The organism is Micromonospora sp. LOL_025, assembly GCF_048060285.1.
In the GTDB taxonomy this organism is placed as follows: Bacteria; Actinomycetota; Actinomycetes; order Mycobacteriales; family Micromonosporaceae; genus Micromonospora.
In genome coordinates, this window is sequence record NZ_JBHMIR010000008.1 from 137,588 (window position 1) to 164,424 (window position 26,837).

A 26,837-nucleotide genomic window follows, 5' to 3' on the forward strand; every position below is an offset into this window, starting at 1 on the left:
GGGCGGCCCGCCGGGTCAGCTCAGCCGGTCGAGGAACTCCCGCGACCGCCGCACCACCAGGGTCGTCGCGTCCGCGTCGTACGACGGCAGCGTGCTGTCGGTGAACAGGTGCTGATCCCCCGGATAGACGAACAGCTCGGCGAGGTCGGAGCCGACGATGCCGACCAGCTCGCGGGCGGCGTCGATGTCGCCCTCCAGGGCGAAGAACGGGTCGGCGTCCATGCCATGGATCTGCACCGGGACCCCGGCGGGCCAGGGGCCGACGGCCCATTCGCCGGTGACGGGCAGGCAGGATTCGTAGAGCAGCGCACCCCTGGCGCCGGGCCGGGTCTGGGCGAGCCGCTGGGCGGTGGCGGCGCCCCAGGAGAAGCCGCCGTAGACCAGGCCCCCGGGCAGGTCGGCCACGGCGCGGTCGGCGCGCTCGCGGAGCACCTCGCCCCCGATGCGCTTCGTCAGCGCGAAGCCCTCGTCGAGGGTCGCCGGTCGCTCGCCGTCGAACAGGTCCGGCGTGTGCACGGTGTGACCGCCCGCCCGCAACTGTTCGGCGAACTCGTGCACCCCGTCGGTGGCCCCACGCAGGTGGTGGAACAGGACGACGTCGGCCATCTCTACACTCCTGTCAACAGACGACAACGATCGAATGATCCATGATTCTAGAACGGTCGATAAATGTCGAGCAATGAGCGGATCCCGGACTACGACCTCGACGAGATGCTCGTGGTCACCGCGCCCGCGCAGCTCCGCGCGCTGGCCGATCCCCTGCGCGCGACCCTCCTGGAGCTGCTCCTGGAGCGGGCCGCCACGGTGACCGAGCTGGCCCGGGCGGTCGATCGACCCAAGAGCAGCGTCGCCTACCACGTGAACGCGCTCGTCGACGCCGGCCTGCTCCGGGTGGTGCGGACCCGGCGGGTGCGGGCGATCGACGAGCGGTACTACGGCCGGGCCGCCCGCACGCTCTACATCGGCGCGCTCACCCGCCCCGAGGACGAGCGGGTCGCGACCGCCGTCAACGGGCTCGCGGAGGCGGTCGCCGAGTCCGCCGCGGCCCACGCCGCCGACGACCTGCGCTGCACCCTCGTCCACGCCCGCATCCCGGTCGAGGAGGTACGCGCGTTCTGGGCCGAGGTGCAGGCGCTGGCCCGCCGCTTCGCCCAGATCCCCCGGTCCGGCGATCAGGTCTACGGGTTCGTGGCCGGCCTCTACCCCACCGACGCGCCGACCCTCCCCGAGCCCGACCAGGAGCCGGAGCCGGAGCCGGAGGCGAAGCCGGAACCGGAGGCGAAGCCGGAACCGAAGCCGGACGCAAAGGCGAAGCCGGAACCGGAGCCGGCCGGCTGACGCGACGCCCGGCTCCGCAAGGCCGCCCAGGAGGCGCTGGCCAGGTCGGTCGCGGCACGCCACGGCGGCCCGCCGGCCGGGCGACGCCGACAAGGCCCCCTCCCGGCAGCACGCTCCGGTGATCTAGGGTCGGCGTCCATGGACCTGGAGATCGTCGAGCTGGGGCCCGACCAGCGGCCCGCCGTGGTGGAGCTGTGCGGGCGGGCACTCGACCTGCCGGAGGACGCGGCCGAGGCGCCGGCCATCGTGGACACGCTTTGGGCACGGGCCGCCACCCACCGTCCGGTGGTCACGTGGGGCGCGTACCGGGAGGGGCGCCTCGTGGGCGCGCTCGTGGGCTCCCTCGCCGCCGGCGGCGGCGCCGCCCGTGGCCACGTCGACCTGGTCGCGGTGGACCCCGCCCACCGGCGGCGGGGCGTGGGGCGGGCGCTGCTGTCGACCGCCGAGCGGACCCTCGCCGGCCTCGGCGCGGCCGAGGTGCTGCTCGCCGGGAATCCGCCGTACTACGCCTGGCCGGGCATCGACGTGCGCTACACCCCGGCGGTCTGCGCCGCGCTGGCGCTCGGCTACCGGCAGGACCGGACGGCGTGGAACATGACCGCCGACCTGTCGTACGACGGCTCCCCCGCGCTGCGCCCGACGGAGCCCGCGGAGGCGCGGCTGGCCGGGCGCGGGGTGACGGTCCGCCGCGCCGGAGCGGGCGACCTGCCGGCGCTGGCGGAGTTCGCCCGCGCCACCTTCGGCGGGGCCTGGGACGCCGAGTTGGCCGGCTCGGTGGGCCGGGAGGGGGCGGGTTGTCACCTGGCCGAACGCGACGGCGAGGTGCTCGGCTTCGCCGCGTACGGGTCGTCGCGGCCGAGCTGGTTCGGCCCGATGGGTACCGCCCCGGCGGCCGAGGGCTCGGGGATCGGCGGGGTGCTGCTGCGCCGGTGCCTGCGCGACCAGCGGGCGGCGGGCGTGACGGCGGCGCAGATCGGCTGGGTGGGGCCGGTCCCCTTCTACTCGGGCAGCGCGGGCGCCCGGATCGAGCGTGTCTTCTTCCTGTACCGCAAGGCACTCGGAGGCTGAGAACGGGGCGAAGGGGATATAGACCCTCATAACGCCATTCGCCCGCATTGGTGATCGTCGCGCCCTACCGTTTCCGGTAGAGGAGGCAGCCATGACCACGGACGACGAACGCCCCGTCCCGTTGCCGTTCGACCGGCTCGACTACGGCGACGCCGAGCAGCAGGCGGAGATGGCCGGCGTCGACGAGCCGGCCGACGAGCCGGTGACGCTGGTCGACGAGCCGGTGCAGATCCCGCAGCCGTACGACCGGGCCCAGAAGAGACGCAACCAACGGCCACTGCCGACGTGACAGCGAAAGGGGCGGACCGCTGACGCGGCCCGCCCCTTTCGGCGTTGGAGCTGGACTCAGAAGTCCATGTCCCCGCCACCCGGACCCGCCGGGGCGGCCGGGGTCTTCTCCGGCTTGTCCGCCACGACGGCCTCGGTGGTGAGGAAGAGCGCCGCGATCGACGAGGCGTTCTGCAGCGCCGAACGGGTCACCTTGGCCGGGTCGATGATGCCCGCGGCCAGCAGGTCGACGTACTCGCCGTTGGCGGCGTTGAGGCCGTGACCCGGGTTGAGGTTGCGGACGTGCTCGACGACCACGCCACCCTCGAGACCGGCGTTGACGGCGATCTGCCGCAGCGGAGCGTCCAGCGCGATCTTGACGATCTGCGCGCCGGTCGCCTCGTCGCCGACCAGGTCCAGCTTGTCGAAGGCGGTCTTGCCGGCCTGCACCAGCGCGACGCCACCACCCGGGACGATGCCCTCCTCGACGGCGGCCTTCGCGTTGCGGACGGCGTCCTCGATACGGTGCTTGCGCTCCTTCAGCTCGACCTCGGTGGCCGCGCCGACCTTGATCACCGCGACGCCGCCGGCCAGCTTGGCCAGCCGCTCCTGCAGCTTCTCGCGGTCGTAGTCGGAGTCGCTCTTCTCGATCTCGGCCCGGATCTGGTTGACCCGGCCCTGGATCTGGTCGGCGTCGCCGGCACCGTCGACGATGGTGGTCTCGTCCTTGGTCACCACGACCTTGCGGGCGCGGCCCAGCATGTCGAGGCCGACGGCGTCCAGCTTGAGGCCGACCTCCTCGCTGATGACCTGGCCACCGGTGAGGATGGCGATGTCGGTCAGCATGGCCTTGCGGCGGTCACCGAAGCCCGGCGCCTTGACGGCGACCGACTTGAAGGTGCCCCGGACCTTGTTGACGACCAGGGTGGCCAGGGCCTCGCCCTCGATGTCCTCGGAGATGATCAGCAGCGGCTTGCCCGACTGCATGACCTTCTCCAGGATCGGGAGCAGGTCCTTGACCGACGAGATCTTGCTGTTGACGATCAGGAGGTAGGGGTCGTCGAAGACGGCCTCCATGCGCTCCGGGTCGGTCATGAAGTAGGCCGAGATGTAGCCCTTGTCGAAGCGCATGCCCTCGGTGAGCTCCAGCTCCAGCCCGAAGGTGTTGCTCTCCTCGACGGTGATGACGCCTTCCTTGCCCACCTTGTCCATCGCCTCGGCGATGATCTCGCCGACGCTGGTGTCACCGGCGGAGATGGAGGCGGTGGAGGCGATCTGCTCCTTGGTCTCGACGTCCTTGGCGAGCTTGGCCAGCTCCTCCGAGACGCTGGCCACGGCGGCCTCGATGCCCCGCTTCAGGGCCATCGGGTTGGCACCGGCGGCCACGTTGCGCAGGCCCTCGCGGACCAGGGCCTGGGCCAGGACGGTCGCCGTCGTCGTGCCGTCACCGGCGACGTCGTCGGTCTTCTTGGCGACCTCCTTGACCAGCTCGGCGCCGATCTTCTCGTAGGGGTCCTCGAGCTCGATCTCCTTGGCGATGCTCACACCATCGTTGGTGATGGTGGGGGCACCCCACTTCTTCTCGAGCACGACGTTGCGGCCCTTGGGGCCGAGCGTCACCTTCACGGCGTCGGCGAGCTGGTTCATGCCCCGCTCGAGGCCGCGGCGCGCCTCTTCGTCGAACGCGATCATCTTGGCCATACGGCGTTGTCCTCCTGGACACTCACGGGCCACCCGGAGTGTGTGTCCCGGATGGGCCGCCTGGTGTACGCACCTTGGGACGTCGCCACCTGGCGACGACGACGTCTCCTCGGTCGGGCCGGATAGCCCGCGACGACCGGCCATGTGCCGCAGCCGCGTCTGGACGCCGCTACGACCGTGGCCCTACCGCCCCGACCATTGGCACTCACGGTATGCGAGTGCCAATGACTTGTTTAGCACTCTCCCCTGCCGAGTGCAAGCACGATCGCCCCGGTCAGCCGAGTTCGCCGGCCAGCCGCGCGCTGTCCACCGGCCCCTCGTGGGCGCGCTGCTCGGCGTACGTGACGACCAGGCCGACCAGCTGGGCGAGGTGGGTGGGCAGGGCCAGCACCGCGGCCACCAGCGTCACCGCGAGCACGCCGGCCGCCGTGCCCGGCGACTCCAGCGGGGTGGTGCCGAACGGCAGCGTGCCGATGCCCTCCACCATGCCGGCGGCCCCGCTGCCGACGATGACCGCCGCCGCCACCAGCGCCACCCGACCGAGCAGCAGACCGAGCCGGTCGTGGAACATCCGGAAGGAACGGCCGATCGGGTGCTGCCGCTCGAACAGGTAGACCGGGCCGGCCATGCTCAGCGCGAAGGCGAAGTAGATGCCGGGGATCACGCAGAAACAGATCCCGAGCCCGATGATCACGCTCATCAGCAGGGTCCAGCCCCAGAGGCCCAGTGCCCGGCGCACCCCGTAGGAAAGGGCCGCGCCCACGCTCACCGGCTGACCGGCCGCCTGCCGGGTGACCACCCAGGTGCCGGCCGCCCAGCCCAGGCCCTGCACGAAACCGAAGACGAGGGCGCTGCCGAGCACCACGGACAGCAGGACGCCCGTGTCGGCCAGGAAGGTGTCGGGCAGCGCGGCGGGGTCATCGGCCATCGACTCCTCCCACTTCGCGGACGGGTCGACGACGAGCGAGAGCACCGACACCACCAGGGCCGGCAGCACCTGGGTGAGCAGCAGGATCGGCAGCAGCAGCCGCCAGCCCCGGCGCACCGCGCCGACGCACCGGCCGAACCAGCCGTTGACGCCGGCGCCGGGCGGGGTGACGAGCAGGTCGGCCGGATCGAGGCCGTGCCCCGGCGGGTACCACCCGTGGGCCGGCTGACCGGGATAGGCGACCGGGGCGCCCGGGTACCACGGCTGCCCGCCGTACGGGCCGGAGCCGACCGGGTACCCGCCGGTGGGCGGGAAGACCCAGCCCTGCGGCTGTTGCGGGCCCGCCGGCGCAGCGCCGCCCGGGCCGACGGGTGGCGTCGCGGACGGGTCGGGATCTCCCGGGGGCGGCGCGGCCTGGGGCGGCTGGTCGGACATGAACCCTCCTCAGCGATGGCTGGAACGGCTCACGATCCTCCCCTGCCGACGCAACCGGGCCGAAGCCCGCCCCCGTGGGGCGGGCCGGCCGACGGCTGCCCGGCCCCGCCGGACCACCCCCGGTCGGCGCCGCGCGACCGATGGTCGGGGAGCCGGTCGGTGCGGGGGCGCGGGAGAGACGCCCGTCAGGCGATGACGCGTACGCGCTCGGCCTGGGGACCCTTCTGGCCCTGGGCGATCTCGAACTCGACCCGCTGGCCGTCGTCCAGCGCCTTGTAGCCGTCCATCTCGATCGCCGAGAAGTGGACGAAGACGTCCTGCCCGCCGTCGACGGCGATGAAGCCGTAGCCCTTTTCGGAGTTGAACCACTTCACGGTGCCCTCTGCCACGGTGCACTTCCTCACTCTGCCCGGCGTTCCACGACCCCGGAGGCCGGGCGGGCCGGCACCGGAGGACCACCGGATCGGCGATCGACGAGGGCCGCTGAAACGGTGACCGAAATCGCACGCTACACGAAGCGTGACGACGGCGCACGACCACAAATCGGACATACTTCGATCGCCTGCCATCGGCGGTCATCGCTGTGATAGGGATTCGTCATGACAAGCACGCCCGGCGGTTCGGGGCCGGCGCGGCGGGCGGAGATCCGGCGGGTCCGGCCCCGGGACGCGGCCCGGATGCGGGCGCTGCGGCTGGAGATGCTCGCCGACGCGCCGCTGGCCTTCCTGGAGACCCTCGCCGACGCGGCGGCCCGGTCGCACGCGGACTACGCGGCCCGGATCGCGTCCGTCTCCGTGGGGGCGGGCACCGCACAGTTCGTCGCGGACCCGGGCGGCCGGCTCGTCGGGCACGCGGGCGGCACGGCGGCCCCCGCCGAGCCGGGGCTGACCGTGGTGTACGCCGTCTACGTCACCCCGCCCTGGCGGGGCACGGGCCTCCTCGGCGAGCTGGTCGACGCGGTAGCGGCCTGGTCCCGCGCCTGCGGGCGCCCCGAACTGATGCTGGAGGTCGTGGTCGGCAACGACCGGGCCTACCGCGCGTACCGGCGGCTGGGCTTCGTCGACACCGGCGTACGCGTCCCGCACCCCACCGTTCCGGCGCTCACCGAACTCCAGATGCGCCGCCCGGCCTGACCCGGCCACCCGGACCGACCCGTTCAGGGGCCGGTCCGGGCAGCCGGCCGGATCACGCGTGCCGGCGGGACTGCACGATGCGGAACCGGTTGGCCACGTAGGCGCCGTCGGTCAGCGCCGAGTTGGCCGCCGCGTTGGCGCCGCTGCCGTGGAAGTCGGAGAAGGCCGCCGACTGGTTCACGAAGACCCCGCCGGTCAGGTTGCAGGACAGGTGCACCCCGACCTCGATCGCCGCGGCCTCGGCCGCGTCGAGGACCGCCTCGTCGGTGGAGTAGACCGCCGCCGTGAGCGCGCCCTTCTCGCCGACCGTGGAGCGCAGGATCTCCAGGCTGTGCGCGGTGGAGTCCGTGGCGATGGCGAACGAGATCGGCCCGAACCACTCCTTCGAGTAGGTCGCGGTGTCGTCGGCCGCCAGCCTGACCACCGTCGGGGTGCGGACCACCGCGCCGGGGAAGGCGGGGTGCTCGACCGTACGCGACTCCAGCACCGCCTCGCCGACCTTGGTGACCTCGTCGAGGCGCTCCAGCACCCCGTCGTTGACGATCGCGCCGGTCATCTCCACCCCGCGCGCCGGGTCGGCGGTGATCTTGGAGACCGCCGCGGCGATCCCGCCCGCCACCTCGTCGAAGCTCTTGTGCCCCTGGTCGGTGGCAATGCCACCGGCGGGGATCAGGATGTTCTGCGACGTGGTGCACATCTGGCCGCTGTAGAGGCTCAGGGTGAAGCCGAGGTTGCGGCACATTCCGGCGAAGTCGTCGGTGGAGTCGATCACCACCGTGTTCAGCCCGGCCTTCTCGGTGTAGACCGCCGCCTGCCGGGCGTTGGCCTCCAGCCAGTCGCCGTACTCGGTGGAACCGGTGAAGTCGATGATCTTCACGGCCGGGTGCAGGGCCAGCGTGGAGGCGAGCTTCTCGCCGGGGGCCTCGGGGGCCAGCAGCACCAGGTTCGGGTCGAAGCCGGCCTCGGCGAGCACCTCCCGGGCGTACTTCACCGTGATCGCCAGCGGCAGCACGGCGCGCGGGTGCGGCTTGACGACCACCGGGTTGCCGGTGACCAGCGAGGCGAACAGTCCCGGGTACGAGTTCCAGGTCGGGAAGGTGTTGCAGCCGATCACCAGCGCCACGCCACGGGGCACCACGTGGAAGGTCTTGGTCATCCGCAGCGGGTCGCCCTTGCCGGCCGCCTTCTCCCAGCCCGCCGTCCCCGGGTGCCGGGTCATCTCGGCGTACGCGTAGGCGACCGCCTCCAGCGCGCGGTCCAGCGCGTGCGCGCCGCCGGCCTGGAAGGCCATCACGAATGCCTGGCCGCTGGTGAACTGCACCGCGTTGGCCAGCTCGAAGATGTGCTTGTGCAGCCGGTCGAGAATCTCCAGGCAGACCCCCGCCCGGGCCTGCGGGCCGGCGTCGCGCCAGCCGGGCAGCGCGGCGGAGGCGGCGGCGACCAGCTCGTCGGCGCCGGCGTGCGGGTAGCGGACGTTCAGCTCGACGCCGAACGGGCTGGTCTCGGTGGCGACCCGGTCGGCCGCGCCCGGCTGGTCGAGGGGAAAGTCACCGCCGAGGTACGCCTCGAAGGCGGCCTTGCCGTCGGCGGCGGCGGTCTCCCCGTAGACCCGGGGGCTGGGCGACTCGGGGTAGGCGGACCAGTACCCGCGCTCCGTGATCGCGGTCAGCGCACGGTTGAGGGTGTCGGCGTGCCTGTCGTACAGGGGGTGCGGGGTCTCCGTCATGCCCGCCATCATGCAACAGAAAGCCCCAGGATCAGTAGAGCCGTGTCACAACTCAGATCGTGAGCTGCCAGTCGGTCCAACCGTCGACGGGGCGGAACCCGAGCTGCTCGTTGATCCGCACCATGTGGGCGTTCTCGGCCGCGTTGAAGGTGTCGATCGCGCGTACCGCCGGCTCGTGGGCCAGCAGGTGACGCAGGTTCTCGACCTTGGTGAGCAGGCCGAGCCGATGGCCGCGGTGCTCCGGGTCGACGATGGTGATCTGCTGGAACGCGTGCCACTCGGCCGAGGCGCCCACGTCGAGCAGGGTCCAGGCGACCACCCGGCCGGACGCCTCGTGGCGCGCCGCCGTGTGGTAGCGCCGCCGCCCCCGCGCCGCCAGCGCCCGCTCGATGCCACGGACCCGTTCGACGTCGATCCGCTCCGGCTCCCACTCCACGTCGCCCAGGGGCGCGTCGGTCATCAGCCGGCCGTCGAGGTAGGCGATGTCGGCGGCGTACTCCTCGGGGGTGTTCCCCTGCCAGCGCAGGAGGCGGTAGCCGGCGGCCCGGCCCCGGGCCTCGGCCAGGGCGGCGTCCAGGCCGTCCTGGTCGAGCCGGGTGGTGTCGAGCCGGCGGCGGACCTCGGCCAGGGCGGGCCGGGCGCCGGTCGACGCGGCGAAGGCGGCGGCGGCCCCGGAGCGGGCCGGGCCGCCGGGCAGCGCGGAGACCGCCATCGCCAGCACCCGCTTGCGGCCCCGCTCCCGCAGCAGGCGTACGCCGTGCTCGTGCAGCGCACGGCCGACGCCGCGACGCCGGAACTGCGGGAGCACGACCACCTCGGCCGTGGCGTTCTCGGTGTTGTCGAGCTGTGGAAGGTCCAGCGCGAGGTAGCCGGCCGGCACGCCGTCGAGCCGGGCCAGCGCCCAGAGCGGCTCGTTGCCCGGCATCGGGTGCCGGATCGCCGCCTCGAAGCGCCGCCGGCAGAAGGGCGGGAAGTCCGGCAGGTCGACGTCGTTGGCCGCCGCGCCGATCCGGTACGCCTCGTCGATCGCGGCCTGGTCGGCGGCGTCGAGCGGCGCGATCGTGATGCTCATCGACCGAGGGTGCGCCACACGACGACGATCGGGCCAGCGAATTAACTCGCTGGCCCGATCGGAAGTTGGTCGGGAGGGACGCTCGCACAACGCCTCCGGCGTTGGGTCGCAAGAACTGAAAGTCTCCGGCGAAACGCCCTCCCGCACGGAGCATCTTGCGCCGTCCGGTTCCTGCCGTCAAGTCCTTGTCAGCACGTTTTCCGCACTCACAGCGAAAACCCAGTTACCCCCCGAATCCCCCAACCCGGCCCCGAACCCCGAGGTCCCGGCGCGTCGATCATGAGGTTGGCGGCACTGTTCGCGATCGACTTCGCCGTCAACCTCATGATCGACGCGGGGAGGGTGGGAGGAGGGGTGGGGAGGGGTGGGGAGGAGGGTCAGCCTAGGAGGCCGGCGTCGCGCGCGGCGCGCAGGGAGGGCTTGATGCGGTGGGTGGGGCCGACCTCCCCGGCCACGGCGTCGAGGGTCTTGAGGCCCTCGCCGGTGTTGAAGACGACGGTCTCCGCGGTCGGGTCGAGGCGGCCGGACTCGACCAGCTTGCGCAGTACGGCCACGGTCACCCCGCCGGCGGTCTCGGCGAAGACGCCGGTGGTCCGGGCCAGCAGCCGGATGCCGGCGCGGATCTCGTCGTCGTCGACGTACTCCATCCAGCCCCCGGTGCGGCGTACCGCCTCCAGCGCGTAGACGCCGGCCGCCGGATCGCCGATGTTGAGGGACTTGGCGATGCCGGTCGGCTTGACGGGCGTGATGGTGTCGGTGTCGGCGTGCAGGGCCGTGGCGATGGGGTTGCAGCCGGCCGACTGCGCGCCGAACACCTTCCAGCCACCGGCCGGCGCCTCGACCAGGCCGATCTCCACCAGCTCGGCGAACGCCTTGTCGATCTTGGTGAGCAGCTCGCCGGAGGCCATCGGGATCACCACCTGCGCGGGGATCCGCCAGCCGAGCTGCTCGGCGACCTCGTAGCCGAGCGTCTTCGAGCCCTCGGCGTAGTAGGGGCGCACGTTGACGTTGACGAAGGCGGTGTCCTCGAACTCGTCCGTCTCCACCAGCTCGCCGCAGAGGCGGTTCACGTCGTCGTACGAGCCGTCGATGGCGACCAGTTCGCCACCGTAGACGGCGGTGGTGATGACCTTGCCCTGTTCGAGGTCACCGGGGATGAAGACCACCGACGGCGCGCCGGACCGGGCGGCGTGCGCGGCGACCGAGTTGGCCAGGTTGCCGGTGGACGCGCAGGCGTAGCGGCTGAAGCCGAGCGCGCGGGCGGCGGTCAGCGCCACCGAGACCACCCGGTCCTTGAACGAGTGGGTCGGGTTGGCACTGTCGTCCTTGACCCAGAGCGGGGCGGTGATGCCCAGCTCGGCGGCGAGGTGCGGGGCGGCCACCAGCGGGGTGAAGCCCGGGTCGAGGGTGACGCGGGTGGCCGGGTCCTGGCCGGCGGGCAGCAGCGCCGCGTACCGCCAGATGTTCTGCGGGCCCGCCTCGATCTGCTCCCGGGTGACCGTCGCCAGCGCGGCGGCGTCGTAGTCGACCTCCAGCGGGCCGAAACACTCGTAGCAGGCGTGCTGGGCGGCGAGCGGGTAGCGGGCCGAACAGGCGCGGCAGACCAGGGCGCGGGCGGGGCTGGCGGCGGTGTCGATGCCGGAGGGGGCGAACGTCGACGTCATGTCGAGGGTCCTCTCATCTTTCCCCGCATCGCACCCTGCGGCGGGGACGGAATTGGCACCTGCCCCGCCGGTCGCTCTGCGGTGAGCGCGCGGGGTGGTTGCCGGGGCGTCGTCGGGCCGTATCCCTCAGCCCCTCTGGATGAGGTATGCAGTTGTGCCGTCGAGTCTAAGCACCGACGCCGCCCGGATCGACGGGAGATCCCACGCTGTGAGCGATTTCGCAGCCACCGCCGGGCGGGCGGGCGGACCTTCCTCGACGGTACGGATTCAGGCGGTCACCGAGCGGGAGCCGGCGGGGCGCCGGGCGCGCAGCGCGGTGTCGACCGCCCACGCGCCGGGACCGAACACGGCGATCAGCAGGAACGACCAGCAGAACAGGACGGCCAGCTCACCGCCGTTGCGCAGCGGGAGCAGCGCGTCGGGCTGGTGCACCACGAAGTACGCGTAGGCCATCGAGCCGGAGGCCAGCAGGGCCGCCGCCCGGGTCAACAGGCCGACGAGCACCAGCCCGCCGCAGACCGCCTGGATCAGGGCGGCCCACCAACCCGGCCACTCGCCGAGCGGGACCGCCTCGCCGGTGCCACGGCTGCCACCGAGCACCCCGAGCAGCGAGGCCAGGCCGTGGCAGAGGAAGAGCAGGCCGACGACGGCGCGGAACAGGGACAGGGCCGGGCCACCGATCCGGTCAGCGAGCATCAGGGCACCTCCGGGCAGGACGACGGGACGACACCAGAATGCCGCCGGACATTTGACTGTGTCGATTGGATCCCCCTCCTTGGGAACGCTCCCACGCTCACTCGACGCACTGTCCACAAGGGCGCTGGCGCGGGCCCGTTACGGTGCGGGCACATCGACGGAAAGGAACGCGCGATGCGTCGCAAGCTCGTCCCGGTGGTGGCACTCTCCATGGCCTGCCTGCTGGCGCTCACCACCGCCTGCTCCACCGGCAACCGCAAGAAGCGGAACCGGTCCGCCGACCGGCCCGCCGGCACCGCCGCTAAGCGGGACGACGTCGACACCGCCCCGGCGACCACCCGGGCGACCCCGAGCCCCCGCCGCACCGGCGACCGGCTCACCTGCCTCGAACTGCGCGACACCCGGGTCGGCAGCAGGAAGGTCCGCTACCGGGAGTACGCCACCCCGATCCGCCTCACCGACGGCCGGTGGGCCGACCGGGACGGCACGACGGTGGAGTTGCAGAGGCCGTGCGCCCTCGGCGACCTGGACGGCGACGGCGCGGGCGACGCGATCGGCGTGGTCATGCTCGACGGCGGCGGCACCGGCCGCTTCTTCACCCTCGCCGCCTGGCGCAACGTCCGGGGCGAACCGGACTACCAGGCCCAGGTCGACCTCGGCGACCGCACTCCGGTGGAGAGCGTCAGCGTGCGCGACGGCAGGGCGACGGTGGTCTACCTGACCCGGCCGGCGGACGGCCCGATGGCGGAGCTGAGCATCCGGCGCACCGCCGTCTACCAGCTCAGAGGCACGACGCTGGCCGAGCTGAGCCACACCGACGCCCGGGTGACCGGGGCGCCCGGCGACGGGGGCACCGCCGACGCCCCGGGCGCGGGGGACACGGTCCCCGACGCCGACTCCCCCACGCGCAAGCGCAGGTCCCGCTCCCGCTGACCTCCCGCAACCGCGCCGCCTCAGCCCGGGACCGGTCGGTGGGTCGGTGGCGTCGGCAGCTGTACGAGTTCGGTGGCCGGGCAACCCTGCCGGCTCACCGTGCCGACGCAGCCCCACCCCGAACCCGGAACGCGTTCGAAGTACTGGACGGGCTGCGACGGGATGGCCTCGGTGGTGAACGTGCCGGCACCGCTCGGGATGCGCTGCTCGTGGGAACCGGTCGTGTCGGTGTACGAGGCGACGATGTGCCACCGGCAGGTGTGGGTGGTGACCTCCGGCTGGATGCGGAACGCCATGTTCGACTGACCGTTGCCCAGCTCGACGACGTTGCGGCGGAAGTAGAGCTGGCCCTCGTGCGGCTCGCCCTCGTCGAGGACGTACGGACCGTGCGGCTTGTCCGTCGGCCCGCCGGTCAGGTCCCACAGCAGCCCCTGCCGGGGCTCCGCACCCGCCGGCGGAATGGTGACCACGGTCTGCGCCGTGGGGGCGTGGCACGAGTCCTTCACGGCGGTCATGTTGTTGATCGTGAGTCCGGCGGCGCGGTCACTGTTCAGGTTCAGGTCGAACGTCTGGGCATGGCCGCGATTCTCGTTGCCGTCCTCGAAGGGCTCCACATAGGACGCGTGCTCGACGACCCGGCCGCCGAGCGGCTCCAGGAACTCCCACACCCGCTCCCTGTGACCGTTCAGGGCGGTGAGGGTGGCCTGCTCGCCCCCGGTCAGCGGCCGGTCCAGCAGCACGGTGAAGGCCTCGGGCAGGTACCGGTCGTAGTCGAGGGGAGTGACGGTGGACACGAACGCGGACTGCTCACGGTCGACCGCCTGCTGAGCCTGCTTGTCCGAGCGGGCCCGATCGGTGGCCGTCGACCGGTCCAGGAAGAGGTTGGCGTGGTAGGCGAAGAGCACGCCGGCCACGACGACCACGGCGGCGACGGTCGCTTACACCGCACGCTGCTTCGGCGGAAGGCCGCGAAACCCGGGGAGGCGTTCATCCGCCAGCACGGCCCAGGCCTTCGGCCCGGACGGCTGCGCCGGTGGCGGCACGGGCGGGGATGTGGACGACGGCTCAGCTGGTGACGTCCTTGCGGGTGAAGCGCCAGAACGCCAGCCCCCAGAACAGCGTCGCGTAGCTGATCGCCGAGATCGCGCCGCGTACCACGTCGTCGGTCTGCACCGGCGTCGACAGCAGCCCCAGCCAGGCGGTGCTGTAGTGCGTCGGCAGGAACGCGCGCAGCGCGCCCAGGGCGGTGATCTGGTCGAGGATGCTGGAGAGGATCCAGAGCAGCACCGCGCCACCGACCGCGCCCAGCGCGGCGTCCGTCACCACCGACAGCAGGAACGCCAGGCCGGCCACCACCAGGAGTACGACTGCCAGGTAGCCGAGCACGCCCAGCAGCCGCAGCAGCCCCTCGCCCGGTTCGAGCTGGGCCGCCACCGTGCTGCGCAACGGCTCCCAGCCGTAGCGCAGCGTGCCGATCAGCAGGGCGGTGCCGGCGAGCAGCAGCAGCGCCAGGGCCGAGTAGACGAGCGCGACGACCAGCTTCACCGTCAGCAGGCGGGCCCGGGGCACCGGCACCGCCAGCAGGTAGCGCAGGCTGCCCCAGCTCGCCTCGCTGGCCACCGTGTCCCCGCAGAACAGCGCCACCACCACGACCATCAGGAACGACGCCGAGACGAAGATGGTGAAGAGCGTGAAGTTCAGCCCGCCCGACGTGGCGAACTCCACCAGGCTGCCGAACTCCCCGCGCCCGTTGTCGTCGTCGTCGCCCGTGTCGAACTGGAACGCGATCAGGATGATCAACGGCAGCAGCACCATGAAAGCCAGCGCGAGCTGCGTACGCCGCCGGGAGGCCTGCCGCCGGAACTCGGCGCCGAACGGCAGGGTCGCCGAGGGCCGGTAGCCGGCCGCCGCTCCCACCGTGGGTGACGTGCCCGCCATCATCGGTCCCCGCTTCCCCGAGAGTTCTCGCCCACCAGGGCGAGGAACGCGTCCTCCAGGCGGCGCCGTGGCACCACCCGGTCCACCCCGATGCCGGCCCGGACCAGCTCGGCGACCACCTCGCTGCGGGCGGTGCCGTTGGTGTCCACCACGAGCTGCCCCTCGCCGTCGGGAAGCACCCGCACCCCGTCCAGGCCGTCCAGCACCGCCCGGGCGGCCTCCGGGTCGGTCACGTCGAAGAGCACGCTGGGCGACTCGCCGACGATCTCCTCGACCGGGCCCGAGGCGACGATGCGGCCCTTGTTCACCACCACGGCGTGCGTACAGGTCTGCTCCACCTCGGCGAGCAGGTGGCTGGAGACCAGCACCGCCCGTCCGTCGGTGGCGTAGCGCTGGAGCACCCGGCGCATCTCCGCGATCTGCGGCGGGTCGAGCCCGTCGGTGGGCTCGTCCAGCACCAGCAGCTCGGGCAGGCCCAGCATCGCCTGCGCGATGGCGAGGCGCTGTTTCATGCCGTGGCTGTAGTTCTTGATCCGCCGGTGCACGGAGTCGCCCAGGCCGGCGATCTCCAGGGCCTCCTCGAAGTGCGCGTCCTCGGCGGGCCGCCCGGTGGCCCGCCAGTACGCCTTCAGGTTGTCCAGACCGGACAGGTGCGGCAGGAAGCCCGGCCCCTCGACCAGCGCGCCGATCCGGGACAGCACCGGCGAACCGGGCACCAACCGGTGCCCGAAGACGTAGATCTCGCCGGCCGTCGGCTGGGTCAGCCCCATCAGCACCCGCAGCGTGGTGGTCTTGCCCGCGCCGTTCGGGCCGAGCAGGCCGACGACCTGACCGGGGTGCACCTCGAAGTCCACGTTCGAGACGGCGACGAAGCCGTCCGCGTACTCCTTGCGGAGCTGCCGCACGGCCAGCGGGACGCCCGCGTACGCCGGGTGCACGGAGCTGTCCTGGCGGCGGTGCCGGCGGCGGACCACGGCGACGACCACGACGAGCCCGACGGCGATCGCCGCGACCAGGCCGGCCAGCACCCAGCGCCACACGGTGGCGGAGGTGGGGATCGGGTCGCCGGCGACGGTCGGCAGGCTGACCGTGCTTCCGCCGGCCGAGACGGTGTACACGGCCGGCTCGACGGGGGTGGCGTACGCCTGGTCGGAGGTCGCCACCACCACGCGCAGCCGGTGCCCGGCCTCGAAGCGCCGGACGATCGCCGGCAGGGTGACGGTGACCGGCCGCGCCGCGTCGATCGTCGGCGGCAGGCCGGTGAGCCGGACCGGGGCGACCAGGCCGTTGGGCAGGGTGGCCGCCCCGTTGGGGTCGACGTCGTAGAGCTTGACGAAGAGCACGGCCTCCCCCGTCGGCGACGCCGCCCGGACGTCGACGGTCGGGGCGCCCACCACGTCCACGGCCGCGGCCAGCGGCTCGGACTCGAACCGGGCGTGCTGGCCGGGGATGTCCCCGGCCACGCCGCCGAGCAGCGACGACAACTCACCGGCGAAGGGCACCGAGGAGATGGCGGCCGGGTTGCGCGACGGCGGGTTGGCCACGGGCTGGGCGGGGCCGGCCACCGGCACGTCCCGGCGGGCCGTGCCGGCGACGCCGGGGTAGTCGGCGTAGCGGTAGCCGGTGGCCACCAGCCCCCGGTCGAGGGCGTCGAAGCCGGCGATGCGGGACCAGGTGAAGTCGTCGCCCGGTGCGTCGCCCTCGCCCTTGACGTAGTGGTCGAGCCACTGCACGGTCAGGAACTTCACCCGGTCCGAGTCGGTCTTCGGGCCCTCGCCGCCGTCGTGCCCGCCGGTGAACCAGGCCACCCGGACGGGCGTGCCGGCGGCGGCGATGCCGCGCGCGTTGGCATCGGCCTCGCCGAGCGGGAAGAGGGTGTCCGCCTCGCCCTGCACCAGCAGGGTCGGCGCCTTGATCCGGTCGAGCACCCCGGCCGGGCTGGAGCGGCGCAGCAGGTCCACGGCGGCCTGGTCGGCCTTGCCGGTGGTGGCGATCCGCAGGTACGCGGCGCAGATGTCGGCGGCGAACCGGCCGCACGCCGGGTCGGCGGCTCCGGCGGGCCCGCGTCCCGGTCCGGTGCCCGGACCGGCGCCCGGCCCCGGGCTGGGCGGGCCGGCGGAGGCGGGCGCCCCCTCGGGCTGGGCGGTGCTGGTCCCGGAGAGCCCGGCCGGCCCGGAGCCGACGTTGCCGCCGCCGCCGAAGAAGAGGCCGGCCCAGCCGGACTTGAACACGCCCTCGGTGGGCTCCTTGCCGGTGCTCTCCGGCAGGAACGAGCGGGACAGGTCGTTCCAGGTGATCATCGGCACGATCGCGTCGACGCGCTGGTCCTGCGCGGCGAGCAGCAGCGCCAGGCCGCCGCCGTACGAGCCGCCGACGACGCCGACCTTCGGGTCCCCGGCGGCGTCGGTACGGATCTCGGGCCGGGCGGCGAGCCAGTCCAGCAGGCGTTCGGCGTCCCGGACCTCGTAGTCCGGGTGGTCCAGGTGGATCTGCCCGCCGCTGCGGCCGAAGCCCCGCGCGGTCCAGGTGAGCACCGCGTATCCGCGTCCGGCGAACTCCTCGGCGTCGGCGCGGACGGACTCCTTGGTGCCGCCGAAGCCGTGCGCCAGCAGCACCGCCGGCACCTTGTTCGCCGCCGAGGCGTCCTCGGGCAGGTAGAACGTGGTGTCCAGGTCGACGGACCGGTCCCCACCCGGCCCGGAGGGGACCTTCACGAACGCCGCCTCGGTGCGGACGTCCGGCCCCTGCGGCAGCACCGCCCAGGTCACGGCGGCGGCGAGCAGCACGACGACCACCGTCGCGGCGACGGCGCGTCGGCGGGTGGGCAGGGCACGCCGGATCCACGCGGCCGACAACGGCGATCTCATTCGGCACACGGTACGGCCCGGATCCTGAGCGTTGGCTGAGATCCTCCGTACGTCCGTCCGGTTGATCCGATCGGCGTCGCACCGGCGCGGTCCAGACCGTCTCACGGAGATGAATTCGGATCACGTGAATTCCGATGTTCGTCGGAAATCCACTCCGATCCATCCTTGTCACTCTCTGGCCCGGCACGCACGGTGCCCGGCAGATGACCGACCGGTTACTTCGGGCTTCATGACGCAAAGCTGACCGTCCGGCGGCCGGAACGGCCCCCGCTGGTCGGTTAGTTTTCCGGTCCGGTGCACGGGACTTCAGCGTCGACCCCCGACACCCCCACCGATCCCGTGCTCCCGCCGGAGGAGACAGACATGACCGTCCCCGCACCGCCGGCCCGCCGGCGGCCCACCGCGGTGGGCCGCGTACTGCCGCTGCTGCTCCTCGTCGCGCTGCTCGCGCCGATGACCCTGCTCTTCGTCCAGACCTGGCAGCTCACGGCCGACGACCGGGACCTGGCCGGGCGGGAACGGCTGGGCGTGGAGTACCTGCGCGCCCTCGCCCCGGTCACCCACGCCCTGGTCGACGCCCAGTCCGCCGCCGTCGCCGCCCGGCCCGTCACCAGCGAGGCGCTGACCCGCGCGGTCGAGGCCGCCGCCTCCGTCGACGCGCGGATCGGCGACGAGTTGCGCACCCAGGAACGCTGGGCGGGCCTGCGGGCCAGGATCGAGGCGCTGGGCGCCCGCGGCCCCGCCGACCCGGAGGCGGCCTTCACCGCGTACGGCGAGGCCGCCGACCTGCTGCTGGCCCTGCACGGCAAGGTCCGGGAGACGTCCGGGCTCGTCCGCGACCCCCGGCCGGACTCCTTCTTCCTCCAGCACGCGAGCCGGGACCTGCCCGAGACGGTCGTGGCGACCGGACGACTGGCCGACCTGGCCGTGCTCGCCGCGCGCCGGCCCGCCGCCGACCGGAACCGCACCGCCGTCGAGATCGCCGCCCTCCGGGTGGGCCTCCTCACCCCGGCCGGCGACCTGGTCACCGACCTCCGGGCCGCCGTGGACAGCTCGGAGAGCGCCGACCTCGGCCCGAGCGTGCTGAACCCGCTCGACACCTACCAGCGGGCCGTCGAGGCGTTGGCGGCCCATTCCGCGCCAACCGGTCGCGACGCGGAGACCGACCAGGCGCGGATCGCCGGCGCCCGGCTGAACGCGCAGACCGCCGCCGAGCAGCTCCAACCCGTCATCCTGGACGAACTCGACGCGCTGCTCGCCGCGCGCTCCCGCGACCTGGACCGGGACCGCTGGCTGACCGTGGCGGCCGGGGTGCTGGCCGTCCTGCTCTGGGCGGCACTGGGCGCGGTGTGGCTCGCCGCCGTGCGGCGGGCCTCCGGGCGCGCGGCACAGGCCCGGCGGGGGCGGTACGGCGCCGACGCCCCGCCGGAGGACACGCCGTGGCAGCCGGGCGCCGCCCGGGTCACGGAACCGCGTCAGCTCCAGCCGGCGGGGGCGACCCGCGAGCCCGGGAGCACGCAGTGGGGGACCTTCGATGCTGCTCGCTAGGCTCCGCATCCGGGGCAAGCTCGCACTGCTCGTGGTCATCCCGCTGCTGAGCATGGTGGCGCTGGCCGTGCCGGCGGTCCTCGACCGTGTGGCTGCCGCGCAACGGGCCGGCGACATCGCCGACCGGGTCCGCGTCGCCAGCCGGATCGGCAGCCTCGTGCAGGACCTGCAACAGGAGCGCGTCCTCTCGGTCGGGCTGCTGCTCGGCCGGGTCACCCGGACCGAGCTGATGCAGAAGACCGCCGGCGTGGACGACCGGGTCGCCGACCTGCGGGCCGCCCCGGCAGGCCTGCTGCCGCCGGAGGTCACCGAGGCCCTGCACGGCGTACGCGGGCTCACCGACCTGCGTGCCGCGGTGCTCGCCGGCACCGCGACCCCGGACCAGATCATGGCCGCATACGGGCCGGTCAGCACGGGACTGATCGACGCGCTGCGGCTGCCGTTCGGGGTGGACACCGGCACGGCGGCCGGGCGGCAGGTGCTGGCCCTGGACGGGTTGCTCCGCGTCGACGAGGCGATGGGCGCCTGCGCCACCCTCATCGTGCTCGTCAAGGCCACCGGCTCCCCCCGGGCGAGCGCCTCGTACGTCGCCTGCATGGCCGGGCTGCGGGCGGACAACCAGGGGTTCCGCAGCCTGATCACGCCGGAGCAGTTGAAGCTGGTGACGCTCAACGACGCGGCCGTGGCCGCCCGGACCAGCGCGGACTTCCTCACCAGGAGCGCACTGGACCCGGCCGGCGCGACCAGGGACATCCCGCTGGACGCGCTCTTCCCGTCGGTCCGCTCGATGATCACCTTCGGGCAGTTCATCGAGAAGAAGCTCGTCGCCGACGTCATCGCCGAGGTGAGCGGGCAGCAACGCCGGGCGCTGACCGAGGCGTACCTGGTGGGCGGGATCGTCACCCTGATCCTCGCCCTGGTGGTGCTGCTCAGCGCGGCCGTCGCCCGGACGGTGGCCCGGCCGCTGACCCGGCTCACCCGCTCCGCCGACCGGGTGGCCCGGGTCGCCGAGGCGGAGCTGACCCGGGTCGCCGACGACGAGACCGAGGGCGCCGCGCCGGTACGCCTCGACCCGGTCGACGTGCGCGCCCGCGACGAGATCGGCGACCTGGCCCGCGCGTTCGACCGGGTGCAGAGCACCGCCGCCCGGCTCGTGGAACGGCAGGTCGCCGGCCGGCGCAACGTGGCCCAGATGTTCGGCCACGTCGGCCGCCGTACGCAGAACCTCGTCGGCCGGCAGATCGCGCTGATCGACCGGCTGGAACGGCAGGAGACCGACCCCGGTCGGCTGGAGCACCTGTACCGGCTCGACCACATCTCCAGCCGGCTGCGCCGCAACGCCGGCAGCCTGGTGGTGCTCTCCGGCTCGGCCGGCGCCGACCCCCACGTGGCGCCGGTGCCGCTCGGGGACGTGGTCCGGCTGGCGCTCGGCGAGATCGAGGACTACACCCGGGTCGACGTGCAGGTCCCGCCCGGCGTGTCGGTGGCGCCCGGCGCCGTCGGCGACCTCGTCCTGGCGCTGGCCGAGCTGATGGAGAACGCGACCGTCTTCTCCCCGCCGCACACCCGGGTCACCGTGGGCGGCGAGCCGACCGGCTCCGGCGCCCGGCTGACCGTGGTGGACCGGGGCATCGGCATGGCCCCGGAACGGCTGGCGGAGGAGAACGCCCGGCTCACCCGGCGGGAGCGGCTCGATCTCGCGCCGACCGAGGTGCTGGGGCTCTTCGTGGTGGGTCGGCTGGCCCGCCGGCACGGCTGGGAGGTGCGACTGACGCCGACCGCCGGCGGCGGGGTGACCGCGCACCTGGACGTCCCGGAGACGTCGCTGGTGGTCCACCGCGCCGAGCGGGCCGGCGTGACCGTGGCCCGGGCCGCCGTACCCGCCCGCGACCGGCGCCCGCCCGACGCGCCGGAGGCCGTCCGGCCCCGCGCGGTGGTCGGCGCGACCCCGGCCGGGTCCGACGCGGTGGTCGGGGCGGCCCCGGAGGCTGCGCCGTCCGGGTTCGACGCGGCGCTGCTGAGCCGCGCCACCCGCAGCCTGGAGTCCGGCGCCTCCTGGGACGCGTTCAGCTCCGGTGGCGGGCCGACCGGCGTCGAGCTGCGGGCACCGGCCGGCACCGAGCCACGGGCACCGGCCGCAGTCGCCTCGCGGGGCATCCGGCAGCGGGTACCCGGCGCCACGCTGCGCCCGGCCGGGCCGCCGGCCGCCCCGCCGCAGCCCGGACCGGTGGAGGCCGCCGACGCGGACCCGGCCGCCGCCCGCGCCCTCGTCGAGGCCGTCGAGTCGGGCGTACGCCGGGCCGAGCTGGGCCGGCACACGCCGGACGGCAGCGCGCCGGCCGGCAGCGCGCCGGCCGGGCTGACCCGGCGGGTGCCCGGGGCGAACCTGACCGCCACGCCGGCCCGACAGCCCGACAGCCCACCGGAGAACCCGGACGAGGTCCGCGACCTCCTCACCGCGTTCGAGGCGGGCGTCGCCCGCGCTCTGCGTGAAGTCAACCAAGACCGCCGCTACGAAGAGGGAACATCACGGTGACCAGCCCCTTCCCGCACGACAACGTCGACCACCAGAACCCGGGCGCAGGGGACCTGAGCCCGGAGGCGCGCACCTTCAACTGGTTGCTGGACTCCTTCACCTCCAGCACGGCCGGCGTGCTGGAGGCCATCGCCGTCTCGTCGGACGGGCTGCTGATGGCCATGTCGGCGATCAAGGACCGCTCCAACGCGGAGCGGCTCGCCGCGGTGGTCTCCGGCATGACGAGCCTCGCCGGCGGCGCCGCGAGCTGGTACGCCCTCGGCGGGCTGAACCGGGTGGTCGTGGACATGGCCGAGGGCTACCTGCTGATCAGCGCGATCAGCAGTGGCTCCGTGCTCGGGGTGGTCGCCGACCGCTCGGCGAACCTCGGCACCGTCGCCTACGAGATGACGCTCTTCGCCGGGCGGGCCGGTGGCGCCCTCACCCCGAGACTGATCGCCGAACTGAAGAACGCCGCCCAGCAATGACCCCCGAGGTCGCCGGCGAGGGGCCGGACCCGGAACCCACGGTCCGGATCCGGCCCTACCTGCGCGCGTCGTCCCCGCACGACGCCCGGCCCGGCCTGCCGGCCACCACGGCCGCGCCGACGACCGAGGACGGGCCCGCCGGCCCGCGCCCGTTCGTGCTCACCGCCGGGCGGGTGACCGGCGCCGACCCGGCGATCGGGCTGGAGACGCAGGTGACAGCCCGGCCGGCGGCCGACCGGGCGGCGCCGCTGACCTGGCTGGCGCCCGAGTTGCAGGCGATCGTCTCGCTCTGCGACGAGCCGATCTCGGTCGCCGAGATCTCCGCCCGTACCCGGTTGCACTTCGGCGTGACCCGGGTGCTGGTCGGCGACCTCCGCGCCGCCGGCCACCTGGACGTGCACGAGGGCGCCGACGCCCTCGATCCCGACATCATCCTGCGAGTGATTGATGGACTCCGTGCGATCTCCTGAATGGCCGGTCGCCCCGCTGGGCGGGATCGCCGCCAACAGCGCCGCCGCCCGGTACGGCTCCCCCACGGGGCCGCAACCCGCCGCGTCCGCTCCGCCGCCGCACCGGGCGTCGGCCACCGGGGTGGCCGCCGTGCCCCGGCCGGCACCGGCCGCCGCACCGCCGATCCCGGTCAAGATCCTCATCGCCGGCGGCTTCGGGGTCGGCAAGACCACCACGGTCGGCGCGATCTCCGAGATCGCCCCGCTGACCACCGAGGCGGAGATGACCACCGCCGGGATCGGCGTCGACGACCCGGGCGTACGCTCCGCGAAGACCACCACCACGGTGGCGATGGACTTCGGCTGCGTCACCATCGACCGCAGCCTGAAGCTGTACCTGTTCGGCACGCCGGGGCAGGCCCGGTTCGGTTTCATGTGGGACGACCTGGCCCGGGGGGCGCTCGGCGCCCTCGTCGTGGTGGACAGCGCCCGGCTGGACGACTGCTACCCGGCGATCGACTTCTTCGAGCGGGCCGGCCTGCCCTTCGTGGTCGGGGTGAACGCCTTCGACGGGCGGCTGGCGCACGACCTCGACGCGATCCGGTGGGCGCTGGCCGTCGGCGACCACGTGCCCCTGGTGCAGTTCGACGCCCGGGACCGGCTCTCGGTGCGGGACGCCCTGCTGGTCGTCCTGGACCGCGCACTCGAGCGGGCCACCCGGGAGGGGAAGTCCTGAACCGTTCCGGCGGTTCGACCCGTTTCACGAGAAGGGGTGGTCGTGATGAGAGGTGGACTGGACGAGACACTGGCCCGGATGGCCCGCCGCGAGGAGGCACTGCGGCGGCGGGCGGCCGACGCGGAGGCGACGGGCGGGGAGTCCGTCGCGGCGTCGGAGGCGCGGGGCGGATCCGACGCGGGGCGCGCCGACGTCCGGGGCGAGGGGCGCAACGCCGGGCCCGGCTGGGCCGACCCGCGGCGGGGCGGGGAACCCCGTGACCCCGTGCTGGAGATCGCCGAGGCGGTCCGTCGGGTGGTGGCCGGCCACCCCGGCACGGCGGTCAGCATCCGGGTCGAGCACGACGGGCAGGCGTACCCGCTGCGGGTCGCCTGGACCGACGCGGGCGTGACGGTCGACGCGGAGTCCCCCACGCCGCCGCCGGCGTGGCCGATGTCGGTCAAGACGGTGCCGGCCTGGACTCCGGCCCGGGAGGGGCTGACCCCCGACCCGGCGGCACGGCTGGCCGAGCTGATCCGCAGCGACCCCTCCCTGCTCGGGGACGGTGACGCTCCTCGCGGAGCACGGAACGCGCCGGGGGCGGGCAGGGGGTGACCACGGCGGCTAGGGTCGGGCGGTGGCGGAACCCGACCTGACCCTGACCGCGAGCCTGCGGCCGGCGGCCCTCGACGCCCGACGGGGCGTCGTCCGGCTGCACCCGGAGGTGCTCACCGCGCTGGCGCTGCGTCCCGGCGACCCGGTGCGGCTGGCGGGCCGGCGGGTGACCGCCGGCATCGTCGCGCCGGCCGAGCCGACCGCCAGCACCGCGCTGCTCTACGCCGACGACCTGATGCTGGGCAACCTCGGCATCCGCGACGGCGCCCAGGTGACGGTGAGCCGCCTGCCGGTCACGCCGGCCCGTCGGGTGCTCCTCGCCGGTCCGGCGCAGATCGCCGCCGTCGTCTCGCCCGAGATGCTCCGGCTGGCCCTGCTCGGCAAGGTGGTGACGACCGGGGACGACGTGTCGCTGCTGCCGCAGGACGTGCTGCCCGACGCCTCGGTGCGCAGCCTGGTGGAGGCCGCCCGGCGCAGCCTCTCCAACAGCGTCGGGTACGCCTGGACCAGCACGCTGCTCGCCGTGGTCGCCGCCGAGCCCGACACCGGATCGCTGGTCACGATGGACACGGTGGTCGGTTGGGAGCACGGTCAGGCGACCCACGGCTCCGCCGGCACCGGACCCGCCGCGCGGGGGCGACGCCTCGACGCCGCCGGCCCGACGGCGAACGGGGCCGCCCCGGACCGGGGGCCCGCCACGGGCGCCGGCCCGGCGGACGTACGCCCCCGGGGCGCCGTGGACGCCACCGGACGGACCGCCGGGAGCGTCGACGACGCGCCGCCCGCGGTGGACGAGCTGCCCGGGCTGCGGGCGCAGGCCGAGGAACTGACGGAGCTGCTCGACCTCGGCTTCCACCACCGGGAGGTGCTCGGCCGGCTGGGCACGACCGTCTCGCTGGGCGTGCTGGTCGCCGGGCCGGCCGGCTCCGGCAAGGCGGCGCTCGTGCGGGCCGTGGCCGCCCGGGTCGGGGCCCGGGTCAGCCCGCTCTGGGCCCCCGAGGTGGCCGCGCTGACCAACCAGGCCGCCGCCGACCGGCTGCGCGCCGCCGCGACCGAGGCGCGCGCGGACGGCCCCGGGGTGCTGCTGGTCACCGACGTGGAGGCGCTCGCCCCGGCGGACGGGCCGGGGCCGGTGGCGACCGTGTTCCGGCAGGTGGTCGCCGAGACCGTACGGGCGGGGGCGGCGGTCGTCTGCACCACCGGCCGGCCGGAGGCCGTCGACCCCGCGCTGCGCGCCCCGGACCTGCTCTCGCTGCGGATCAGCGTGCCGCTGCCGGACGCGGCCCTGCGCCGGGAGCAGTTGACGGTGCTGACCCGGCAGGTCCCGCTCGCCGACGACGTGCGGCTCGACGAGGTCGCCGGGCGTACCCCCGGCTTCGTCGCCGCCGACCTGGCCGCACTGCTGCGCGAGGCCGGGGTGCGCGCGGCGCTGCGGCAGAAGTCGGCCGAGACGCCGACGGTGGCGATGGCCGACTTCAGCGCCGCGCTGGAGGTGGTCCGCCCGACCACCATGGCCGCCTCCACCCTGGAGCTGGCCTCGGTGACGCTGGACGACGTGGGCGACCTGACGGAGGTCAAGGAGACGCTGACGGAGTCGGTGCTCTGGCCGCTGACCTACCCGGACACCTTCGCCCGGCTCGGCGTGCAGCCGCCGCGCGGAGTGCTCCTCTACGGCCCGCCGGGCTGCGGCAAGACCTACCTCGTCACGGCGCTGGCCGGCTCCGGGCGGGCGAACGTGCTCTCCGTCAAGGGCGCGGAGCTGCTGTCGAAGTGGGTCGGCGAGAGCGAGCGCGCGGTCCGCGAGCTGTTCCGCCGGGCCCGGGAGGCCGCGCCAACGCTGATCTTCCTGGACGAGGTGGACGCGCTCGCCCCGGTACGCGGCCAGGCCAGCGACGGCGGCACCACCGACCGGGTGGTGGCCGCGCTGCTGACCGAGCTGGACGGCGTGGAGACGCTGCGCAACGTGGTGGTGGTCGGCGCGACGAACCGCCCCGACCTGGTCGATCCGGCGCTGCTGCGCCCGGGACGGCTGGAACGGCTGGTCTACGTGCCGCCGCCGGACGGGCCGGCGCGGGCGGAGATCCTGCGCGCCTCGGCGCGGAACGTGCCGCTGGCGCCCGAGGTGGACCTCGTGGAGCTGGGCGGGGAGCTGGACGGCTTCTCGGCGGCGGACTGTGCCGCGCTGGTGCGGGAGGCGGCCCTGGCCGCCATGCGGGAGTCGCTGACGGCGTCCACGGTCACGGCCGCGCACGTGGCGGCGGCCCGCGCCCGGGTCCGCCCGTCCCTGGACGCGGCCCAGGTCGCCTGGCTCGCCGCGTACGCCGAGAAGCGGGGCGGCTGAGCGCCGGCGTCCCACGGCGCGGCCCCGCCGGGGGCGAGGGTGTGCCCGCCGGGGCGCTGTCGGGCTGATGTCGCGGACGATCCGTCAATCGGTGGGCAGGAGGGGGCCGAGGGGCCCGAGGTCGAGGTTCAGGTCCTCGGGGGTGAGGCCGAAGTACTCGCGCAGCCCCGTCATCTGTTCCTCGAGGGCCATCAGCGTGGTGCCGATCCGCTCGACCTGTTCCTCGGTGAGGTCGCCGAGGTCGACCCGGCGCAGCGCCTGTCGCTCCATGAGCTGCCGCAGCAGCTCGATCACGGTGAGCACGAGGCTGGCCAGCCCCCGCTCGACGGAGTCCCGGTCGACGACCAGCCGGCGGTCCAGCGGCGTCACCCGGGGCGGCTGCCACCGGGTGTCGCTCACC

At 74.1% G+C, this 26,837-nt stretch carries 24 protein-coding genes and 1 riboswitch; of the genes, 12 read left to right on the forward strand and 12 right to left on the reverse strand.

Going from position 1 to position 26,837, the window contains the following annotated elements; genetic code table 11:
- Positions 1–15 precede the first annotated feature (15 nt).
- Positions 16–606 (reverse strand): dienelactone hydrolase family protein, encoded by a 591-nt coding sequence (locus ACFHW0_RS13590; RefSeq protein ID WP_416607627.1) that lies wholly within the window; start codon positions 604–606, stop codon positions 16–18.
- A gap of 63 nt (positions 607–669) precedes the next feature.
- On the opposite strand from ACFHW0_RS13590, the gene ACFHW0_RS13595 reads away from it, so the two are divergent.
- The 3 genes from ACFHW0_RS13595 to ACFHW0_RS13605 all read left to right on the forward strand — a co-directional run bounded on the left by ACFHW0_RS13595 (position 670) and on the right by ACFHW0_RS13605 (position 2,695).
- Complete coding sequence (locus ACFHW0_RS13595; RefSeq protein ID WP_416607628.1) at positions 670–1,338, forward strand: helix-turn-helix domain-containing protein; 669 nt, start codon at positions 670–672, stop codon at positions 1,336–1,338.
- A 138-nt stretch (positions 1,339–1,476) separates the two neighbouring features.
- Positions 1,477–2,406: a GNAT family N-acetyltransferase gene (locus ACFHW0_RS13600; protein ID WP_416607629.1), complete on the forward strand. Its 930-nt coding sequence runs from the start codon at positions 1,477–1,479 to the stop codon at positions 2,404–2,406.
- 91 nt (positions 2,407–2,497) lie between these two features.
- On the forward strand, positions 2,498–2,695 hold the full coding sequence (locus ACFHW0_RS13605; protein ID WP_416607630.1) for a hypothetical protein: 198 nt from the start codon (positions 2,498–2,500) through the stop codon (positions 2,693–2,695).
- A gap of 56 nt (positions 2,696–2,751) precedes the next feature.
- On the opposite strand, the gene groL is transcribed toward ACFHW0_RS13605, so the two are convergent.
- The 3 genes from groL to ACFHW0_RS13620 form a co-directional block, all read right to left on the reverse strand.
- Positions 2,752–4,374: a chaperonin GroEL gene (gene groL / locus ACFHW0_RS13610; protein ID WP_416607631.1), complete on the reverse strand. Its 1,623-nt coding sequence runs from the start codon at positions 4,372–4,374 to the stop codon at positions 2,752–2,754.
- A gap of 274 nt (positions 4,375–4,648) precedes the next feature.
- Positions 4,649–5,737: a hypothetical protein gene (locus tag ACFHW0_RS13615; protein ID WP_416607632.1), complete on the reverse strand. Its 1,089-nt coding sequence runs from the start codon at positions 5,735–5,737 to the stop codon at positions 4,649–4,651.
- A 185-nt stretch (positions 5,738–5,922) separates the two neighbouring features.
- Positions 5,923–6,126 carry a cold-shock protein gene (locus ACFHW0_RS13620; RefSeq protein ID WP_121400069.1) on the reverse strand — a complete coding sequence of 68 codons (204 nt, stop codon included), beginning with the start codon at positions 6,124–6,126 and terminating at the stop codon, positions 5,923–5,925.
- Positions 6,127–6,336: 210 nt separating this feature from the next.
- Here ACFHW0_RS13620 and ACFHW0_RS13625 point away from each other — a divergent pair, with 210 nt between their 5' ends.
- Positions 6,337–6,870, forward strand: coding sequence for a GNAT family N-acetyltransferase (locus tag ACFHW0_RS13625; protein WP_416607633.1), 534 nt, complete (start codon positions 6,337–6,339; stop codon positions 6,868–6,870).
- A 52-nt stretch (positions 6,871–6,922) separates the two neighbouring features.
- Here ACFHW0_RS13625 and paaN read toward each other — a convergent pair whose 3' ends face one another.
- The 4 genes from paaN to ACFHW0_RS13645 form a co-directional block, all read right to left on the reverse strand.
- Complete coding sequence (gene paaN, locus ACFHW0_RS13630) at positions 6,923–8,596, reverse strand: phenylacetic acid degradation protein PaaN (RefSeq protein ID WP_416607634.1); 1,674 nt, start codon at positions 8,594–8,596, stop codon at positions 6,923–6,925.
- 52 nt (positions 8,597–8,648) lie between these two features.
- Positions 8,649–9,668 (reverse strand): GNAT family N-acetyltransferase, encoded by a 1,020-nt coding sequence (locus ACFHW0_RS13635; RefSeq protein ID WP_416607635.1) that lies wholly within the window; start codon positions 9,666–9,668, stop codon positions 8,649–8,651.
- 377 nt (positions 9,669–10,045) lie between these two features.
- A complete protein-coding gene (gene thrC, locus ACFHW0_RS13640) occupies positions 10,046–11,332 on the reverse strand; it encodes a threonine synthase (protein ID WP_416607636.1) in 1,287 nt (428 codons plus the stop codon).
- A 10-nt stretch (positions 11,333–11,342) separates the two neighbouring features.
- A riboswitch (SAM riboswitch) is annotated at positions 11,343–11,478 on the reverse strand.
- A gap of 121 nt (positions 11,479–11,599) precedes the next feature.
- Positions 11,600–12,028: a DoxX family protein gene (locus ACFHW0_RS13645; RefSeq protein WP_311411749.1), complete on the reverse strand. Its 429-nt coding sequence runs from the start codon at positions 12,026–12,028 to the stop codon at positions 11,600–11,602.
- 174 nt (positions 12,029–12,202) lie between these two features.
- Here ACFHW0_RS13645 and ACFHW0_RS13650 point away from each other — a divergent pair, with 174 nt between their 5' ends.
- Positions 12,203–12,961, forward strand: coding sequence for a hypothetical protein (locus ACFHW0_RS13650; protein WP_416607637.1), 759 nt, complete (start codon positions 12,203–12,205; stop codon positions 12,959–12,961).
- 20 nt (positions 12,962–12,981) lie between these two features.
- Here the strand turns inward: ACFHW0_RS13650 and ACFHW0_RS13655 are convergent, their stop codons facing one another.
- The 3 genes from ACFHW0_RS13655 to ACFHW0_RS13665 all read right to left on the reverse strand — a co-directional run bounded on the left by ACFHW0_RS13655 (position 12,982) and on the right by ACFHW0_RS13665 (position 17,766).
- A complete protein-coding gene (locus ACFHW0_RS13655) occupies positions 12,982–13,884 on the reverse strand; it encodes a hypothetical protein (RefSeq protein ID WP_416607638.1) in 903 nt (300 codons plus the stop codon).
- Positions 13,885–14,026: 142 nt separating this feature from the next.
- Complete coding sequence (locus ACFHW0_RS13660) at positions 14,027–14,902, reverse strand: ABC transporter permease (RefSeq protein WP_416607639.1); 876 nt, start codon at positions 14,900–14,902, stop codon at positions 14,027–14,029.
- Entirely contained in the window at positions 14,899–17,766 is a 2,868-nt protein-coding gene (locus tag ACFHW0_RS13665; RefSeq protein ID WP_416607640.1) for an alpha/beta fold hydrolase, read from the reverse strand. The genes ACFHW0_RS13660 and ACFHW0_RS13665 overlap by 4 nt, the downstream gene beginning before the upstream one ends.
- A gap of 363 nt (positions 17,767–18,129) precedes the next feature.
- Between ACFHW0_RS13665 and ACFHW0_RS13670 the strand changes: the two genes are divergently transcribed.
- The 7 genes from ACFHW0_RS13670 to ACFHW0_RS13700 are packed head-to-tail and all read left to right on the forward strand — an operon-like array spanning position 18,130 to position 26,437.
- Complete coding sequence (locus tag ACFHW0_RS13670) at positions 18,130–19,314, forward strand: hypothetical protein (protein WP_416607641.1); 1,185 nt, start codon at positions 18,130–18,132, stop codon at positions 19,312–19,314.
- Positions 19,301–21,850 (forward strand): nitrate- and nitrite sensing domain-containing protein, encoded by a 2,550-nt coding sequence (locus ACFHW0_RS13675; protein WP_416607642.1) that lies wholly within the window; start codon positions 19,301–19,303, stop codon positions 21,848–21,850. Before ACFHW0_RS13670 ends, ACFHW0_RS13675 begins: the two co-directional genes overlap by 14 nt.
- Positions 21,847–22,317, forward strand: coding sequence for a roadblock/LC7 domain-containing protein (locus tag ACFHW0_RS13680; protein ID WP_366640084.1), 471 nt, complete (start codon positions 21,847–21,849; stop codon positions 22,315–22,317). The genes ACFHW0_RS13675 and ACFHW0_RS13680 overlap by 4 nt, the downstream gene beginning before the upstream one ends.
- A complete protein-coding gene (locus ACFHW0_RS13685) occupies positions 22,314–22,787 on the forward strand; it encodes a DUF742 domain-containing protein (RefSeq protein WP_416607643.1) in 474 nt (157 codons plus the stop codon). Before ACFHW0_RS13680 ends, ACFHW0_RS13685 begins: the two co-directional genes overlap by 4 nt.
- Positions 22,765–23,502, forward strand: a complete 738-nt coding sequence (locus ACFHW0_RS13690) for a GTP-binding protein (RefSeq protein WP_416607644.1) — start codon at positions 22,765–22,767, stop codon at positions 23,500–23,502. The genes ACFHW0_RS13685 and ACFHW0_RS13690 overlap by 23 nt, the downstream gene beginning before the upstream one ends.
- A 45-nt stretch (positions 23,503–23,547) precedes the next feature.
- Entirely contained in the window at positions 23,548–24,096 is a 549-nt protein-coding gene (locus ACFHW0_RS13695; protein ID WP_416607645.1) for a hypothetical protein, read from the forward strand.
- 22 nt (positions 24,097–24,118) lie between these two features.
- Positions 24,119–26,437, forward strand: a complete 2,319-nt coding sequence (locus ACFHW0_RS13700) for an AAA family ATPase (RefSeq protein ID WP_416607646.1) — start codon at positions 24,119–24,121, stop codon at positions 26,435–26,437.
- An 84-nt stretch (positions 26,438–26,521) separates the two neighbouring features.
- Here ACFHW0_RS13700 and ACFHW0_RS13705 read toward each other — a convergent pair whose 3' ends face one another.
- Positions 26,522–26,836: a gas vesicle protein K gene (locus ACFHW0_RS13705; protein WP_416607647.1), complete on the reverse strand. Its 315-nt coding sequence runs from the start codon at positions 26,834–26,836 to the stop codon at positions 26,522–26,524.
- Position 26,837: the final 1 nt, after the last annotated feature.